Here is a 15,033-nt window from a genome sequence, read left to right on the forward strand (position 1 = left end):
TTTATTGAACCGCAAAAGATCGAATCAGCACTCGATCACATTGACCGCGAGCCCACCGCGCGCAGTCTCCTTGTATTTGATCTTCATGTCGGCGCCGGTCTCGCGCATGGTCTTGATGACCTTGTCCAGCGAGACAAAATGGTGTCCGTTGCCGCGCAATGCCATGCGCGCCGCATTGATCGCCTTGATCGAGCCCATTGCGTTGCGCTCGATGCACGGTACCTGCACCAGGCCGCCGATAGGATCGCAGGTGAGGCCAAGATTGTGCTCCATGCCGATTTCTGCAGCGTTCTCGACCTGCTCCGGCGTGCCGCCCATGACTTCCGCCAGTGCACCCGCGGCCATTGAACATGCCACCCCGACTTCTCCCTGGCAACCGACTTCGGCACCTGAAATCGATGCGTTTTCCTTGTACAGGATGCCGATCGCGGCAGCGGTCAGCAGGAAGCGCATCACCCCTTCATCGCTCGCGCCCGGAACGAAACGATGGTAGTAGTGCAGCACCGCGGGAACAATGCCTGCGGCGCCATTCGTGGGCGCGGTGACGACGCGTCCGCCCGCCGCGTTCTCTTCGTTGACGGCCAGCGCGTAGAGGTTGACCCAGTCCATGGTCGTCAGCGGATCGCGCAAATTGGCTTCCGGCTGGCTGGAGAGCTTGCGGAACAGCTCTGCGGCACGGCGGCTGACCTTCAGCCCACCCGGCAGCGTGCCTTCCTTCTCGCATCCGCGTTTGACGCATTCCTGCATGACCTGCCAGATGCGCAGCAAGCCGCGCCGTGTTTCTTCCTCGGGGCGCCAGGCTTTTTCATTCTCCAGCATGAGCTGACTGATCGACATGCTCTTGTCGCGGCAAGTGGCGAGCAACTGCTCCGCACTCTTGAATGGATACGCAACAGGCGTCGTATCAGGCACGATGCGATCCGCGCCGACGGCATCCTCGTTGACGACGAAACCGCCGCCAACCGAGTAGTACACCTTGCTCTCGATCTCGTCGCCACTAGCGCGGTAGGCGGAAAACCGCATACCGTTCGGATGATGCGGCAGCGATTGTCGCTTGTAGAGCAGCAGATGATCACTTTCGACGAAGGGAATGGTAACTTCGCCCAGCAGAGAAATCTGCTTGGAGCTCCTGACCTGCGTTAGCCGGGCGTCGATCGTGTCCGTATCGACCAGGTCGGGCGTCTCGCCAAGCAAGCCGAGAATGACAGCCTTATCGCTGCCGTGTCCTTTTCCGGTCGCTCCGAGGGAGCCGTACAGCTCCGCCTTGACCTGCGCAACCTGCTCCAGCCGGCCCGACTCCTTCAGTCCCGTGATGAACTGCAATGCAGCGCGCATCGGGCCCACGGTATGCGAACTCGACGGACCGATGCCAATCTTGAACAACTCGAAAACACTGATGGCCATTTCAACCGCCTTGCCGGCCCGTGGGCACGGCAGTAAATACCGTTCAAACCCGGGCTGCCGCACCTGCGCAGCAGCCCGTCCCCGGACTTACTCGTAATCCGCCATTGGCGGGCAGGAGCAGACGAGGTTGCGGTCGCCGTAGACGTTGTCGACGCGTCCGACCGGCGGCCAGTACTTGTTGTCGCGCAGCGAAGCAACCGGGAATGCCGCCTTTTCGCGCGAATACTTGCGATTCCATTCGCCGGAGATGATGTCGGAGGCAGTGTGCGGCGCGTAGCGCAGGACACTCTCTTCCGCCGTCACCTTCCCGCTTTCGACTTCACGGATTTCCTCGCGGATGGCAATCATGGCGTCGCAGAAGCGATCCAGCTCATCCTTGGCCTCGCTTTCGGTCGGCTCGATCATGAGCGTGCCCGGAACCGGGAACGACATGGTCGGCGCATGGAAACCGAAGTCCATCAGGCGCTTGGCCACGTCATCCACGGTGACGCCGGTCGCATCCTTCAGCGGGCGCAGGTCGACGATGCATTCGTGGGCAACGATGCCATTCTCGCCCGCGTACAGGATCGGGTAATGCGGCGCAAGGCGCTTGGCAATGTAGTTGGCGTTGAGGATCGCCACCTGGCTTGCTTCCTTCAACCCCTGACGGCCCATCAGCTTGATGTAGGTCCAGCTGATCGGCAGGATGCTGGCGCTGCCGCACGGGGCCGCGGCAACTGGAGCGACGTGGTTTTCCATTGCGCGATGGCCGGGCAGGAAAGGCGCGAGGTGCGACTTCACCGCCACCGGGCCGACGCCTGGGCCGCCGCCGCCGTGCGGAATGCAGAAGGTCTTGTGCAGGTTCAGGTGCGACACGTCGCCGCCAAACTTGCCGGGTGCGCACAGGCCCACCATCGCGTTCATGTTTGCGCCGTCGATGTAGACCTGGCCGCCGTGCGTGTGCACGATTTCGCAGATTTCGCGTACTGCTGCCTCGAACACGCCGTGCGTCGAAGGATAGGTAATCATGATGGCTGCGAGGTCAGCAGCATGCTTTTCGGCTTTGGCCTTCAGGTCTGTAACATCGACATTGCCGCGATCGTCGCAGGCGACGACCACTACCTGCATGCCGACCATCTGCGCCGTCGCCGGGTTCGTGCCGTGCGCGGAGCTCGGAATCAGGCAGACGTTGCGGTGCCCTTCTCCACGGCTCTTGTGATAGGCGCGGATCGCGAGCAGGCCGGCATATTCGCCCTGCGAACCGGCATTCGGCTGCAGCGAGACGGCGTCGTAGCCGGTACAAGCCACGAGCATCTGCTCCAGTTCGGTAATCAGTTGCTGATAGCCCTGCGCCTGCTCGCGCGGTGCGAACGGATGGAGATTGCCGAATTCCTTCCAGGTCACGGGGATCATCTCGGTCGTCGCATTCAGCTTCATCGTGCACGAACCGAGCGGGATCATCGTGCGGTCAAGTGCAAGATCCTTGTCAGACAGCGCGCGCAGATAGCGCAGCATCTGGGTTTCGGAATGATGGCTGTTGAAGACCGGGTGTGCGAGGAATTCGCTGGTGCGGCCGAGGGATGCGGGGATGCGTTCCGCCGCGTCCGCTTCGCAAGTGGCGAAGGAAGGTGCGGACTTGGCGCCGGCGAAAATTGTCCAGAGCGTTTCGACGTCTTCGCGCGTGGTCGTCTCGTCAACGGAAACGCCTACGGTAGACGCATCGACTTCGCGCAGGTTGATCGAATGGCTGCGCGCAGCGGCATGGATTTCCTGTGTGCGAGCGCCCGTACGCACCGTGATCGTGTCGAAGAACGACGCGGTCGGCACTTCGAGGTCCAGCTTTCGCAGGCCTTCGACGAGGGTTGCGGCGACACGGTGCACGCGTTGCGCAATCGTCTTCAGGCCTTGCGGCCCATGGTAGACGGCATACATGCTTGCGATATTGGCGAGCAGGACCTGGGCAGTGCAGATGTTGCTGGTCGCCTTCTCACGACGGATATGCTGTTCGCGTGTCTGCATCGCAAGGCGGTATGCCTTGTCGCCATGGCTGTCGACGGAAACGCCGACCACGCGGCCCGGCATTACGCGCTTATTCTCATCCTTGGTTGCAAAGTAAGCTGCATGTGGGCCGCCATAACCGAGCGGCACGCCGAAACGCTGTGCCGAACCGATGGCGACGTCCGCACCGAATTCACCTGGCGGTTTCAACACGGTAAGTGCCAGCAGATCGGCCGCGACGACGACGAGCGCGTTCTTCGCATGCGCCTTCGCCACCATCTCGGCGTAATCATTGATCTCACCATTCAATGCCGGATACTGCAGCAGGACGCCGAAGCACTCGACCTGGTCCAGGTCCTTGCGGTGGTCGCCGACGACAACCTCGACGCCGATCGGCTCTGCGCGGGTACGCACGACATCGATCGTCTGCGGGAAGCAGTCTTGCGACACAAAGAAGACCTTGCTCTTGCTCTTGGACAGACGCTGGCAGAAGGTCATGGCTTCCGCCGCTGCGGTTGCCTCATCCAGCAGCGATGCGTTCGCAATCTCCAGGCCGGTCAGGTCCGAAATCATCGTCTGGAAATTCAGCAGTGCTTCAAGGCGTCCCTGGGAAATCTCGGGCTGGTAAGGCGTGTATGCGGTGTACCAGGCGGGGTTTTCAAGCAGGTTGCGCAGAATGACGGTCGGGGTGTAGGTGTTGTAGTACCCCATGCCGATATACGACTTGAAGACCTTGTTCCTGGAAGCGATCTTCTGCAGCTCATCCAGCACTTCCGCTTCGCTGCGTGCGCCATCCAGGTTCAGCGGAGCTTCGGAGTGAATCGCGTCGGGAATTACCTTCTTGATGAAGGCGTCCATCGACTCGAAGCCCAACGTTGCCAGCATGGCTTTCCTGTCGGCCTCGCCGGGTCCGATGTGCCTGTCGATGAAATCCGTGTGCTGCTGCAAATCCTCGAAAGCAGCCCGTTTCTGAACCATGGTTACCTCTCAATACGAAAAAATATGGTGTGCCGCGTCTGCACGCGGCGCAGTCGCGAGCAGCGCTTAGCCCTGCGACTCGACGTAAGACTTGTAGCCGGCTTCGTCCATCAAACCATCCAGGTCGCTTGCCTGGCCGACCTTGAACTTGAAGAACCAGCCCGCGCCCATGGGGTCTTCGTTGACCTTGCCCGGCTCATCGGCCAGAGCGCCGTTCACCTCGGTAACGACGCCGGCGACCGGCATGTTGATTTCGCCCGCAGCCTTGACGGATTCAATGACCGCAGCCTCTTCGCCCTTGGCGAGTTCCTTGCCGGTTTCCGGCAGCTGAACGAACACCAGGTCGCCGAGATGATCCTGAGCGTAGTCGGTGATCCCGACGGTAACCAGACCATCCTCCTCAAGGCGCAGCCATTCGTGTTCCTGCGTGTACATGGTCTTGCTCATCTTCTTATCTCCAAAAAATTGATTGATCAAAATGCCGGGGGCAATAGGGAAAACTGGTCTTCTCAAGCGATAGTACGCTGCTTTCCAGGACTGCATCCGGGCTATTACGGAGCGTCGCAGCCGTTATCGGAGCAGCTTGTTCTTGCGGCAAAATTTTAGAGGGTTCGCTGTTTTTATTGTATTCAATCGACCCTGCCTAACATTTAACTTTTAAATTTTCCTTTGAATTTTTGATCATTTATGAAAATCACAGCATAAGAATTTTTATTCTTAAAAGCGAATCCCATCCGCGGATTTCAGATCCGAAAATCGGGAAAAATGCGGGGAGCGTGTCGAATAGACGAAGCGGATACACCTGCGTGAGACACACAGGCAAGGCGGGGTGTTCCTGAAGGAAGCAAAGATGGATCGTGACTTGGTGCCCGAGACCGGGGTCGAACCGGTACGCCCCCTCTCGGGTAAGCGGCGGATTTTAAGTCCGCTGTGTCTACCAATTTCACCACTCGGGCCTGTGCGGTATCGATAGACCGGTCGCACAAGTAAAAAAAGCGCACGCGGCGCTTTTTTTGAAAAACTGGAGGCGGGGGTCGGAATTGAACCGGCGTAGACGGCTTTGCAGGCCGCCCTCCCCTCTTATAAATCAACGACTTACAAGAATACCTCTCGAACTACCACACTACGGCAGTTTAAAAGCTCATCGAAGTTGCAAAGATGAATAGATTTTATCCATTTCTGGGCCGCGATTTAAGGCAAAAATTTTATCACATATCAGGCAGTGCTTCCCTCAAATTCAGTTTGGGAACGCCTGTCATTCTTGGGTTCCAACGATTCTAGTTTTGTCGATACTACCACCTGTACTTCCAAGTAATTCTTGCGTTGATTTAAGAAACCTGCCAAAGCACTTTCTTTCTGTCATGTTACTAGAAGTGCATATCGACGCCACAGATTAAATTAAAAACAAGATTTTAGATCTCCATACTGGCAAGATCAAGAACTGGATGGATGGCAAGGGCTGATGGCGCCACAACGTGGTCGTCGAACGGCTGTAGAAATCGATCAAGTACGAGGAGGTGTACCTGCACGCCTACGAAACGGTGAGCGCGGCACGTAGTGGCATCGGGCGCTATTTGGCGTTCTACAACAGCCGGCGGCCGCACAGCGCGCTTGACGGAAATACGCCGGATGCGTTCTACTTCGCCAATCTGCCCGCGCTGGAACAAGTGGCGTAGATGGCAGGCCGGGTTACCCACCGCGCCGCACGCTCTCGCCCTGTGCAGGGGGCAGCCAGCGGCGCCGTGGATAACCCTGCATCCGCAAAGCCCCACTTAACGAAGTCAAATTCGTGTCCAACCAAACGGGGCCATACATGGACGCCCCCAGCTTGCAACGAATTTCTCTTACGCTGACGCCCCAGAATAGATTGCAGCCATACATCCGGCCTGTTTGCGCAGAATAGTCTGCTGGCCCTGATGGAATATGCTGGTTGATTCCTGATCACCTCTACGGACTGTGATGTCCCGTGGCCCCGCAAGGATTGATCAACCTCGGTCTTACCTGTTGCGCCATCATTCAAGAAATGCCTGTGCAATCGATGGAAATTTTCTTGTCCTGTGTTGCCCTTCTATCGGCCGACCTGATTACGCGGCGACGTTGTGTGTCGCCGCGTAATCAGGTCGGAACATTCGATCATGTACCAGAAGCGCCCAAACAATACGCGCATTTTTGTTGGCCAATGCCACCGCCGCGATATTCTTATTTCGTCGTTGCACCAATTGTCCCAGCCACACATTTTTCACCGTACTGGCATTGTCAGCGAAGCGAAGGACGGCGCGCGCACCGTGAATCAAGAGCGTGCGCAGATAACAGTCGCCGCGCTTGCTAATGCCAAGCAAAGTCGATTTTCCTCCGCTGGAGTGCTGTTTCGGCACGAGCCCCAACCATGCCGCCAATTGCCGGCCGCTCTTGAAACATTTAGCATCGCCAATCGATGCCACCAAGGCCGTAGCGGTGATGGGGCCAATGCCTGGAATTGCCGCGAGCTTGCGGCTTGCCTCATTACCCCGATGCCAGAGCTGAATTTCCCGCTCCAATTCCCCAACCTGCTTGTCCAGCTCTTTCAGATGTTCGCCGAGTCGCGTCAATAGCTGGCGAAAGCTTCCAGGTAATGGTAGCTCCGTATGTTCCCCGATATTGGCCAATTGCTTGCTGACCTGACAGATGCCTTTCGACATAACGATGCCAAATTCACTCAGTAATCCACGAATTTGGTTAGCCTGGGCAGTGCGTGCCTTGACGAAACCCTGGCGAGCCCGGTGCAAGGCGATCAGTGCCTGTTGTTCCAGATTCTTAATCGGCACAAAACGCATGTTTGGTCGGCTTACCGCCTCACAAATGGCTTCCGCATCGGCTACATCGTTCTTGTTGGTCTTGACATACGGCTTCACAAACTGTGGCGCGATCAGCCGGACGGTATGCCCCATCTCACTCAGCTTTCGTGCCCAATAATGCGCGCTGCCGCAAGCTTCCATACCGATCAGACAAGGCTCTAGCCGGACAAAGAAAGTAAGCATCGCCGCCCGCTTGATCTGCTTGCGCAAACAAACCTTGCCGTGTTGATCCACACCGTGAATCTGGAAAACAGCCTTTGCTAAGTCAATTCCACATGTACTAACCTTCATTTCGGACGCTCCTTTCTTCCCTTAGTGGACTTGCCAATTTCCACTATGGCACTTCGATGCCGCTTCAGGAAGGGGCGTCCATTCCATTACCTCTGAGATCACGAAGCGAAGTGCGCATACGGATGACTTTCCATCCCTGCCCCCGCAGTCATGCATTCTTCATTCACTACTTAACGTCAATTCTCGCTACGTGTCGCTACACCCTGAGGACTGGCGCACTGCATTGACTGAAAGGCCGCATCGTCGTCCTTGAGCTGCCGCTCCGGATGCAATGGCCATAAATTTGATGGCCGCTCCCCCAGCGCAAGCGCGATCGCGCAGCGGTTGACGCGCGTACCATTGCCCGACATTGCAGCCGACAGCATGCCGGGCGCGTCGCTGCCAGTGAGGCCCACGCGCGCGGCCAGTTCACGGTTGGACAGCATGCCAAATTTCTCGATCAAACGTGCCTTCACCGCCCCCACCTGCCGCCGATTTAATGGCTTGCGCTTGCGCGGTGACGGAATCGCGTGCACCGCCTGCGTGGTTTTCGCCTGCAGCACACGAGGCGAGTTCTTCGATGAGCGCGGCGTCACCAGCAGCCCCGCTGCCCACATTGCTTGTTCCGCAGCCCGTAGCGCAGCAGCGTAGCTGTTTCCTCGACCCACGCACGCAGGCAAGTCCAGCACATCGGCGACGTATGATTGACCGTCGTGGTACAGCAGGATTTGAAACCGCATAACGTCGCGTGGCGCGTCCACTAGTGCAGACTGACGAAGCGGTGGTGCTTCATCATGCACGGCAGGGATACTCCGTACATTGTCGTCAGGCGTAGGCATGCTCAAGGCTAATGGCTTCTGGTGGGAAAGTTACGGTGAATGTGCTGCCATTGCCTGGAATGGAATCGATGGTCAGCATTGCACGGTGACGCACGAGCACATGACGCACGATCGCAAGCCCAAGTCCGGTGCCCCGAGTGGCACGCGAACGGCCGGCGTCGACACGGTAAAACCGCTCAGTCAAGCGCGGGATGTGTTCAGCGTCAATGCCAATGCCAGAATCGCGCACTACGAACCGCGGGCCATAACGGTCGTCCTGCCAACAAAGCTGAATGTTTCCATTCCCCGGCGTATATCGCACCGCGTTCGATACCAGATTGATGAATGCGCTATGCAACTCTTCCTCGCATCCGTCAATATCCGGTCCGCTTGCGGCCAGCAAAATCGTATGACGACCACCAGACAGCGCCTGGGCTTCCTGCACCAACCGTGCCAGCATTGCTTGCATGTCCACGTGCTGACGGCGCAGAGGGGTATCGACGGATTCAAGACGGGTGAGCATCAGCATGTCTTCGATCAAACCATGCATGCGCTTCCCTTGTTCCGCCATCAGATTCAGGTGGGCCTGCCGCGTTGCGCAATCCATCTCAGGCTGGTGACAAGCGATTTCGAGAAATCCATTGATGACGGTAATTGGCGTGCGCAATTCGTGCGATGCGTTGGCGACAAAATCGCGGCGCATCCTGTCGAGCCTGTCGGCTTCGGTCGCATCGTGGCTAACCAGGATTTGCCGCCGATTTTCGAACGGAATGACTTGCAACACCAGTCGGCGGTCCTTCAGCGCCAGCAGCAGCGGCTTGTCGTAGCGACCTAGGATAATGTAGTCGACGAACGCCGGGTTGCGCAGCAGATTGGTGACGCGCCGGCCATTATCCCGCGCGCAGTCAAGCCCAAAGTGGCGTTCGGCGGATGGATTGCACCATTCGAGACACAGCACATCGTCCATGATCACCACGCCGTCCGGCAGCAAGGTCATCGCCTGCCTGAAGCGTGCGAGCCATTCCTCCAGCTCGGCGCGATGCTTCTCGTCCGAGCGGCGCAACCGGTACAGGCCGGAAAAGACATCGCGCCATGTACCCCAGCCACTGGGTAACCGGCCTGCGCCCGGGTTCTCCAACCACAGACCGAGCCGGTACAGGAAATGCATTTGCACGAGCAATATGGTGCCCAGCCCCAACAAGGCGCCAATAAAACCGATGACCGGGTTAAAGGCGTATGACAGGATGGCCATGGCTGCGGCAGCCAGCGCCAGGCGCAAAACGGCGGGTAGCCAGAACAAGACATGCGGATTCATACACTCGACGTTTCCTCGGACAGCTTGTAGCCGACGCTGCGTACAGTCTTGATCAGGTACCCGGCGTTGCCGAGCACCTTGCGCAGGCGGAGGATATGGACGTCGACCGTACGCTCCTCGATCAGCACCTGGTCGCCCCAGACCTTGTCGATCAACTGCCCGCGTGAATACACGCGTTCCGGATGCGACATCAGAAACTTGAGCAGCTTGAACTCGGAGTGGCCGATTTCAAGCTTCTCTTCGTTCAGCCGTACCGCCACGCTCAGCGGGTCAAGCGTCACCGGACCGACCCTGATCACCCCGGCCGCCTTTTCCGGCGCATTACGACGCAGCATCGCATTGACGCGCGCCGCCAGCTCGCGCGGTGAAAACGGTTTAGTGATGTAATCGTCGGCGCCACTGTCCAAGCCGGCGATCTTGTCCTCCTCCATGCTCTTGGCGGTCAGCATAATGACCGGCAAGTCACGGTACTCCCGCTCCGCCCTCAGACGCGACAGCAGGCGCAAGCCGGATTGATCCGGCAACATCCAGTCCAGCAGCACCAGGTTCGGGCGACTATGTCGGATGGAATCCCATGCGCTCTGCACGGTGTCGACCGCCGTCACCCTGCAGCCTGCATCTTTCAGTGTGAAGGTCACCAGCTCGACGATCGGGATTTCATCCTCGACAAGCAAGACGGTTGCGTGGTCGGCAGCCATGTTCAGCGCCCTCGACTTAATTGCCGCTATCCGCGCTGGCAGCGGGATAGTCGGTATGACGGATATCCTTGCCGTCGACGACATAGACCACGTACTCGGCGATGTTCTTCGCGTGGTCACCGATGCGCTCGATCGCCTTAGCCACCCACAATGTATCGAGCGCGGCGGAAATGGTACGCGGATCCTCCATCATGTAGGTGATCAGCGTGCGCATGATGGACCGGAATTCGTGATCGACCACCCTGTCCTGCGATATCAGTTTTGTAGCCTGTGTAGCATCCATCCGCGCAAACGCGTCGAGCGCATCATGCAGCATGTCGGAGGCGCGCTCGGCAATCACGCGCACCATCTCGTAATGTTGGATGGTCGATACATTGCGCTCAGCAATGGTCGTTGCCGATCGAGCAATCTTGGTCGCCTCGTCGCCGATCCGCTCTAGGTCGGTGATCAGCTTGAGTGTCGCCATCACGTTGCGCAGGTCATTGGCGGCAGGCTGTCGGCGGACGATCAGATGGCTACAACTATCATCGAGGGACACTTCCAACCGATTGACTTCCTCGTCCGTCTTGATAACCTGCAGCGCGCGCGCGGCGTCACCGGATCGAAAGCATTGCATTGCGTCCAGAAACTGGCTTTCGACCATGCCGCCCATCAATAACACTTTGGAACGAATTTGTTCCAGATCCAGATCGTATTGCTTTGAAGAGTGGTCTATGGGCATTCGTGTTGTCCTCAATCGTCAAGAGTTGTAAGCAGCAGCATCGCGCCGGGGCGTCAACCGAAACGCCCCGTGATGTAATTCTGCGTCGCTTCCTGCACCGGATTCATGAATACCTGGTCAGTGATCCCATACTCGATGATCTCCCCAAGGTACATGTACGCGGTATAGTCGGAAATACGCGCCGCCTGCTGCATGTTGTGCGTAACAATCAGGATCGTCACTTTTTCCTTCAGCTCACCGATTAGTTCTTCGATTCCTGCGGTCGCAATGGGGTCCAGTGCCGAAGTTGGCTCGTCGAACAGGATAATTTCCGGATCCGTTGCGAGTGCACGCGCGATGCACAGACGCTGTTGCTGGCCTCCGGAGAGATTGCTGGCTAGCGAATCGAGACGGTCCTTGACCTCGTTCCAGATGGCTGCGTCCCGCAATGCCTGCTCCACCTTCTCCTGGAGAACATGACGGTTGTTCTCGCCGCGAATACGCAGTCCATAGGCGACGTTCTCGAAAATCGATTTCGGGAATGGATTGGACTTCTGGAACACCATTCCGATACGCATGCGCACTTCGATCGGATCCACGCCTGAGGCCAACAGGTTCGTGTTGTCCGGATGCAGGACGATCTCACCGTCGTAGCGGTTGCCCGGATAGAGGTCATGCATACGGTTGAAGCAGCGCAGGAACGTCGACTTGCCGCAGCCGGAAGGGCCGATCAAGGACGTCACCTTGTGCTGCAGGACATCCATGTTCAGGTTTTTCAGCGCATGAAAGCCGGTGTTGTAATAGAAGTTCAGGTGACTGACCGAAGCCTTCACCGGATGGGCGGCGACGGTGTCATTCATTGCAGCGTCCGCAACAATGCTTTGCATACGGGTTCCTTTTACCATTTGATATTCTTGCGCCAGCGATAGCGCATCCAGATTGCGACGGCATTCATTGCCAGCGTCATCAGCACGAGCACGAAGCCCGCCGCCGCCGCGTTGAGCTGAAAGGCCTCTTCCGGACGTGACGTCCAGTTGAACATCTGGATCGGCATCACTGTAAACGGCGATGCCAGCCAATCGAACAGGCCAGCCGACGGATCGCCGCTGAACGGCGCCGGCGGCAGGAAGGCGATAAAGGTGAGCGCGCCGATGGTGATGATGGGCGCGGTTTCTCCGATCGCGCGCGCCATACCGATGATGACGCCGGTCAGGATGCCCGACATCGAATAAGGCACGATGTGGTGCACGACGGTCTGCCATTTGGTCGCTCCGAGCGCATACGCGCCCTCCCGGATCATGCCAGGGATTGCGCGGATCGCCTCGCGGGTGGCGACGATCACGATCGGCAGGATCAGCAAGGCCAGTGTCAGGCCGGCCGACAGGATGCTTTGCCCGAAACCGAGCTGATGCACGAACAGCCCCAGTGCGAGCAAACCGTAGACGATCGATGGCACGCCTGCCAGGTTGGTGATGTTGATCTCGATGATGTCGGTGAGCCAGTTCTTCCTGGAATACTCCTCCAGATAGACCCCGGCCGCGACACCCAGCGGTACCGCCGCCAGCGCGGTCACCAGCATCACCAGCGACGATCCGACCCAGGCCGACAGGATGCCTGCCTGCCCCGCTCGGCGCGACGGGAAATTCAGGAAAAAATCGGTCGACAGGCGCGGCATGCCCTTGACCGCCATGTCGAGAAACAGCGCCGCCAGCGCCAACAGGCACACCAGCAAGCTGATCATCCCGAGTGCCGTGAACCAGAGATCCCAGCGCTTGTGGGTGCGAACCAGCTTGCGGATACGGGCCGCTTCGGTCGGAACGGTCATCGTCATCTGTGTCTCCGGTCAATAAGTTTCGCGATAGCGCCGGCGCAGCACGTACCCGATGATGTTGAACAACAGCGTGATCAGCATCAGCGTCAGTCCGGCCGCGAAGATGGTCTGGTAGCCGACCGATCCATGCGGAAGATCTCCGAGCGCCACTTGCACGATATAGGTGGTGATGGTGGCGGCCGGCTCCAGCGGATTCATGGTCAGGTTTGGCTGCATGCCAGCGGCAATGGCAACGATCATCGTCTCGCCGACGGCGCGCGAGCTGCCGAGAATGTAGGCCGAAGCGATGCCGGAGGTGGCGGCCGGCATTACCACGCGCAATGCCGTCTGCAGACGCGTCGCCCCCATCGCATACGATCCTTCGCGCAGGATCATCGGTACCGCACGCATCGCGTCTTCCGATAGAGAGCTGACATACGGCACAATCATGATGCCCATGACCAGGCCCGCCGACAGGATCGAAAAGCCGGGAAGACTCGGGATCAGTTTCTGCAACAGCGGCGTCACGAACAGCAGCGCAAAGTAACCGAACACGATGGTCGGCACGCCGGACAACAGCTCGAGGATCGGCTTGACCAGTTCGCGCGTGCGGTGACCGGCAAATTCGGAAAGATAGATCGCGATCACCGTGCCGAGCGGGATGGCGACGGCAAGCGCAACCAAGGTACTGCTGAGTGTGCCCGCCAGCAGCACGAGAATGCCGAAATGCGCATCGTCGAACAGCGGCGTCCACTGCGTATCGGTGACGAATTTTGCGATCGGCACATGCTGAAAAAAGTCCAGGGTTTCGCTGAGCAGGATGTAGATGATGGCGATGGTCGTGAACACCGCCACCGATGCAGCCGCAAGCAGGAACGCTTCGATCACGCGCTCTTTGATATTGCGAAACGCGTTCTTGCTGAGCCTGGACGACACCGGCCTTATTTCCATGGCTACTGGCTGCCTGTGGGTGAGCTGGGCACTCATGGTATGGGTCTTTTCAGGAAATGCGTGCGGCGAACGCCGCACGCGTGAAAGGCGGATGCCTTACTCTTTCGGATTACGGGCCAACAACTCCGACACCTTGACGCCGACTTCCGCTTCGCCGCCGAAGGCGGTACCCGTCTTCTTCTTCGTGAAGTTGTCGAGCGCATGCTTGTAGTCCGCATCGCTGAGCGGCACATACTTGACCTCGGCGACCAGCTTCTTGCCGTTCTTCAGGTAGTACTCGACAAAGTCCTTGACTTCCGGCTTCTCAATCGACTTCGCGTTCACGTAGATGAAGATGGGGCGCGCCAGCGGCTGGTAGGAGCCATCCAGCACCGTGTTCAGCGACGGCTGCACGGCCGGCTTGCCAGCCTTTTCGATGATCCCCACGGACTTCAGTTTCTTCTCGTTTTCAACGTAATACGCATAGCCGAAGTATCCGATCGCATTGACGTCACGCGACACACCCTGCACCAGCACGTTGTCGTCTTCGGATGCTGTATAGTCGCCGCGGCTGGACTTGGCCTTGCCGACGATCGCCTCGGTAAAGTAGTCAAACGTGCCGGAATCGGAACCGGCGCCGAACAGCTTGATCGGCGCATCCGGCCACGCCGGGTTTACCTGGTTCCATTTGGTGATCTTGCCCTGTGCCGCCGGCTCCCAGATTTTCTTCAGTTCCTCGACCGACACCTGGTTCAGGAACTTGTTTTGCGGGTTGACCACGACGGTCAGAGCATCGAAGCCGATTGGCAGCTCGATGTATTTGATGCCGGCCTTCGCGCACTCTTCCATTTCCTTTTTCAAGATCGGACGGGAGGCATTCGAAACATCGGTCTCGCCACGGCAAAACTTCTTGAAGCCGCCGCCGGTGCCAGAGATGCCGACCGTGACTTTGACGGCCCCCTTCTTCGATTTCTGGAAATCTTCGGCAACCGCTTCCGTCGGCGGGAAGACGGTGCTGGAGCCGTCAATCTTCACGACCGCATCGGCATGGGCGTTGGAAAGAGCGCCGGCGAATGCGGCGACGACAAAGACGGATGATGCGACCTTCAGCTGCACTGCGTTCATTTCTAACTCCTTCAGGTTGGACAACTGTGCGCATCATGACCAGCGATTGTTACATCGTCATGACCGCAGGCGCGCTTGTCATAAATTTTTCTGCCTGCCACTCGTGAGACTTGACGCATGAAGTGCCCCCTCCTGAACCACCGTCATCGTGTCGTCATCCGTCTGTCACGGTGG

General features: G+C 58.3%; 12 protein-coding genes, 1 tRNA gene and 1 pseudogene. 1 reads left to right on the forward strand and 13 read right to left on the reverse strand.

Features of this window, described 5'->3' with window-relative positions:
• Positions 1-24 precede the first annotated feature (24 nt).
• The 4 genes from ACNOHI_RS13200 to ACNOHI_RS13215 all read right to left on the reverse strand — a co-directional run bounded on the left by ACNOHI_RS13200 (position 25) and on the right by ACNOHI_RS13215 (position 5,315).
• On the reverse strand, positions 25-1,404 hold the full coding sequence (locus ACNOHI_RS13200; RefSeq protein WP_420475132.1) for an L-serine ammonia-lyase: 1,380 nt from the start codon (positions 1,402-1,404) through the stop codon (positions 25-27).
• An 87-nt stretch (positions 1,405-1,491) separates the two neighbouring features.
• Positions 1,492-4,359 (reverse strand): aminomethyl-transferring glycine dehydrogenase, encoded by a 2,868-nt coding sequence (gcvP, locus tag ACNOHI_RS13205; RefSeq protein WP_420475133.1) that lies wholly within the window; start codon positions 4,357-4,359, stop codon positions 1,492-1,494.
• Positions 4,360-4,425: 66 nt separating this feature from the next.
• The gene (gene gcvH / locus ACNOHI_RS13210; RefSeq protein ID WP_420475134.1) at positions 4,426-4,806 is read right to left on the reverse strand and encodes a glycine cleavage system protein GcvH; all 381 of its coding nucleotides are present in this window, start codon (positions 4,804-4,806) and stop codon (positions 4,426-4,428) included.
• A gap of 416 nt (positions 4,807-5,222) precedes the next feature.
• Positions 5,223-5,315: transfer RNA gene (locus ACNOHI_RS13215), tRNA-Leu, on the reverse strand.
• Positions 5,316-5,804: 489 nt separating this feature from the next.
• Here ACNOHI_RS13215 and ACNOHI_RS13220 point away from each other — a divergent pair.
• Positions 5,805-6,035: pseudogene (locus tag ACNOHI_RS13220) on the forward strand (integrase core domain-containing protein); the annotation flags it as partial.
• A gap of 408 nt (positions 6,036-6,443) precedes the next feature.
• Here ACNOHI_RS13220 and ACNOHI_RS13225 read toward each other — a convergent pair.
• The 9 genes from ACNOHI_RS13225 to ACNOHI_RS13265 all read right to left on the reverse strand — a co-directional run bounded on the left by ACNOHI_RS13225 (position 6,444) and on the right by ACNOHI_RS13265 (position 14,859).
• Positions 6,444-7,484, reverse strand: coding sequence for an IS110 family transposase (locus ACNOHI_RS13225; RefSeq protein ID WP_420475135.1), 1,041 nt, complete (start codon positions 7,482-7,484; stop codon positions 6,444-6,446).
• A 176-nt stretch (positions 7,485-7,660) separates the two neighbouring features.
• The gene (locus tag ACNOHI_RS13230; protein WP_420475136.1) at positions 7,661-8,203 is read right to left on the reverse strand and encodes a hypothetical protein; all 543 of its coding nucleotides are present in this window, start codon (positions 8,201-8,203) and stop codon (positions 7,661-7,663) included.
• An 85-nt stretch (positions 8,204-8,288) separates the two neighbouring features.
• Positions 8,289-9,596: a phosphate regulon sensor histidine kinase PhoR gene (phoR, locus tag ACNOHI_RS13235; protein ID WP_420475137.1), complete on the reverse strand. Its 1,308-nt coding sequence runs from the start codon at positions 9,594-9,596 to the stop codon at positions 8,289-8,291.
• Entirely contained in the window at positions 9,593-10,294 is a 702-nt protein-coding gene (locus ACNOHI_RS13240; protein WP_420475138.1) for a response regulator, read from the reverse strand. The genes phoR and ACNOHI_RS13240 overlap by 4 nt, the downstream gene beginning before the upstream one ends.
• Before the next feature lie 16 nt (positions 10,295-10,310).
• Entirely contained in the window at positions 10,311-11,015 is a 705-nt protein-coding gene (gene phoU / locus ACNOHI_RS13245; protein ID WP_420475139.1) for a phosphate signaling complex protein PhoU, read from the reverse strand.
• A gap of 53 nt (positions 11,016-11,068) precedes the next feature.
• Positions 11,069-11,854, reverse strand: a complete 786-nt coding sequence (pstB, locus tag ACNOHI_RS13250; protein WP_420475365.1) for a phosphate ABC transporter ATP-binding protein PstB — start codon at positions 11,852-11,854, stop codon at positions 11,069-11,071.
• A 38-nt stretch (positions 11,855-11,892) separates the two neighbouring features.
• A complete protein-coding gene (pstA, locus tag ACNOHI_RS13255; RefSeq protein WP_420475140.1) occupies positions 11,893-12,825 on the reverse strand; it encodes a phosphate ABC transporter permease PstA in 933 nt (310 codons plus the stop codon).
• A 12-nt stretch (positions 12,826-12,837) separates the two neighbouring features.
• On the reverse strand, positions 12,838-13,791 hold the full coding sequence (gene pstC, locus ACNOHI_RS13260; RefSeq protein ID WP_420475141.1) for a phosphate ABC transporter permease subunit PstC: 954 nt from the start codon (positions 13,789-13,791) through the stop codon (positions 12,838-12,840).
• A 60-nt stretch (positions 13,792-13,851) separates the two neighbouring features.
• Positions 13,852-14,859 carry a PstS family phosphate ABC transporter substrate-binding protein gene (locus ACNOHI_RS13265; RefSeq protein WP_420475142.1) on the reverse strand — a complete coding sequence of 336 codons (1,008 nt, stop codon included), beginning with the start codon at positions 14,857-14,859 and terminating at the stop codon, positions 13,852-13,854.
• Between the last annotated feature and the right edge of the window lie 174 nt (positions 14,860-15,033).

It is taken from the genome of Noviherbaspirillum sp. ST9, assembly GCF_048799745.1.
Taxonomy (GTDB): Bacteria; Pseudomonadota; Gammaproteobacteria; order Burkholderiales; family Burkholderiaceae_D; genus Noviherbaspirillum.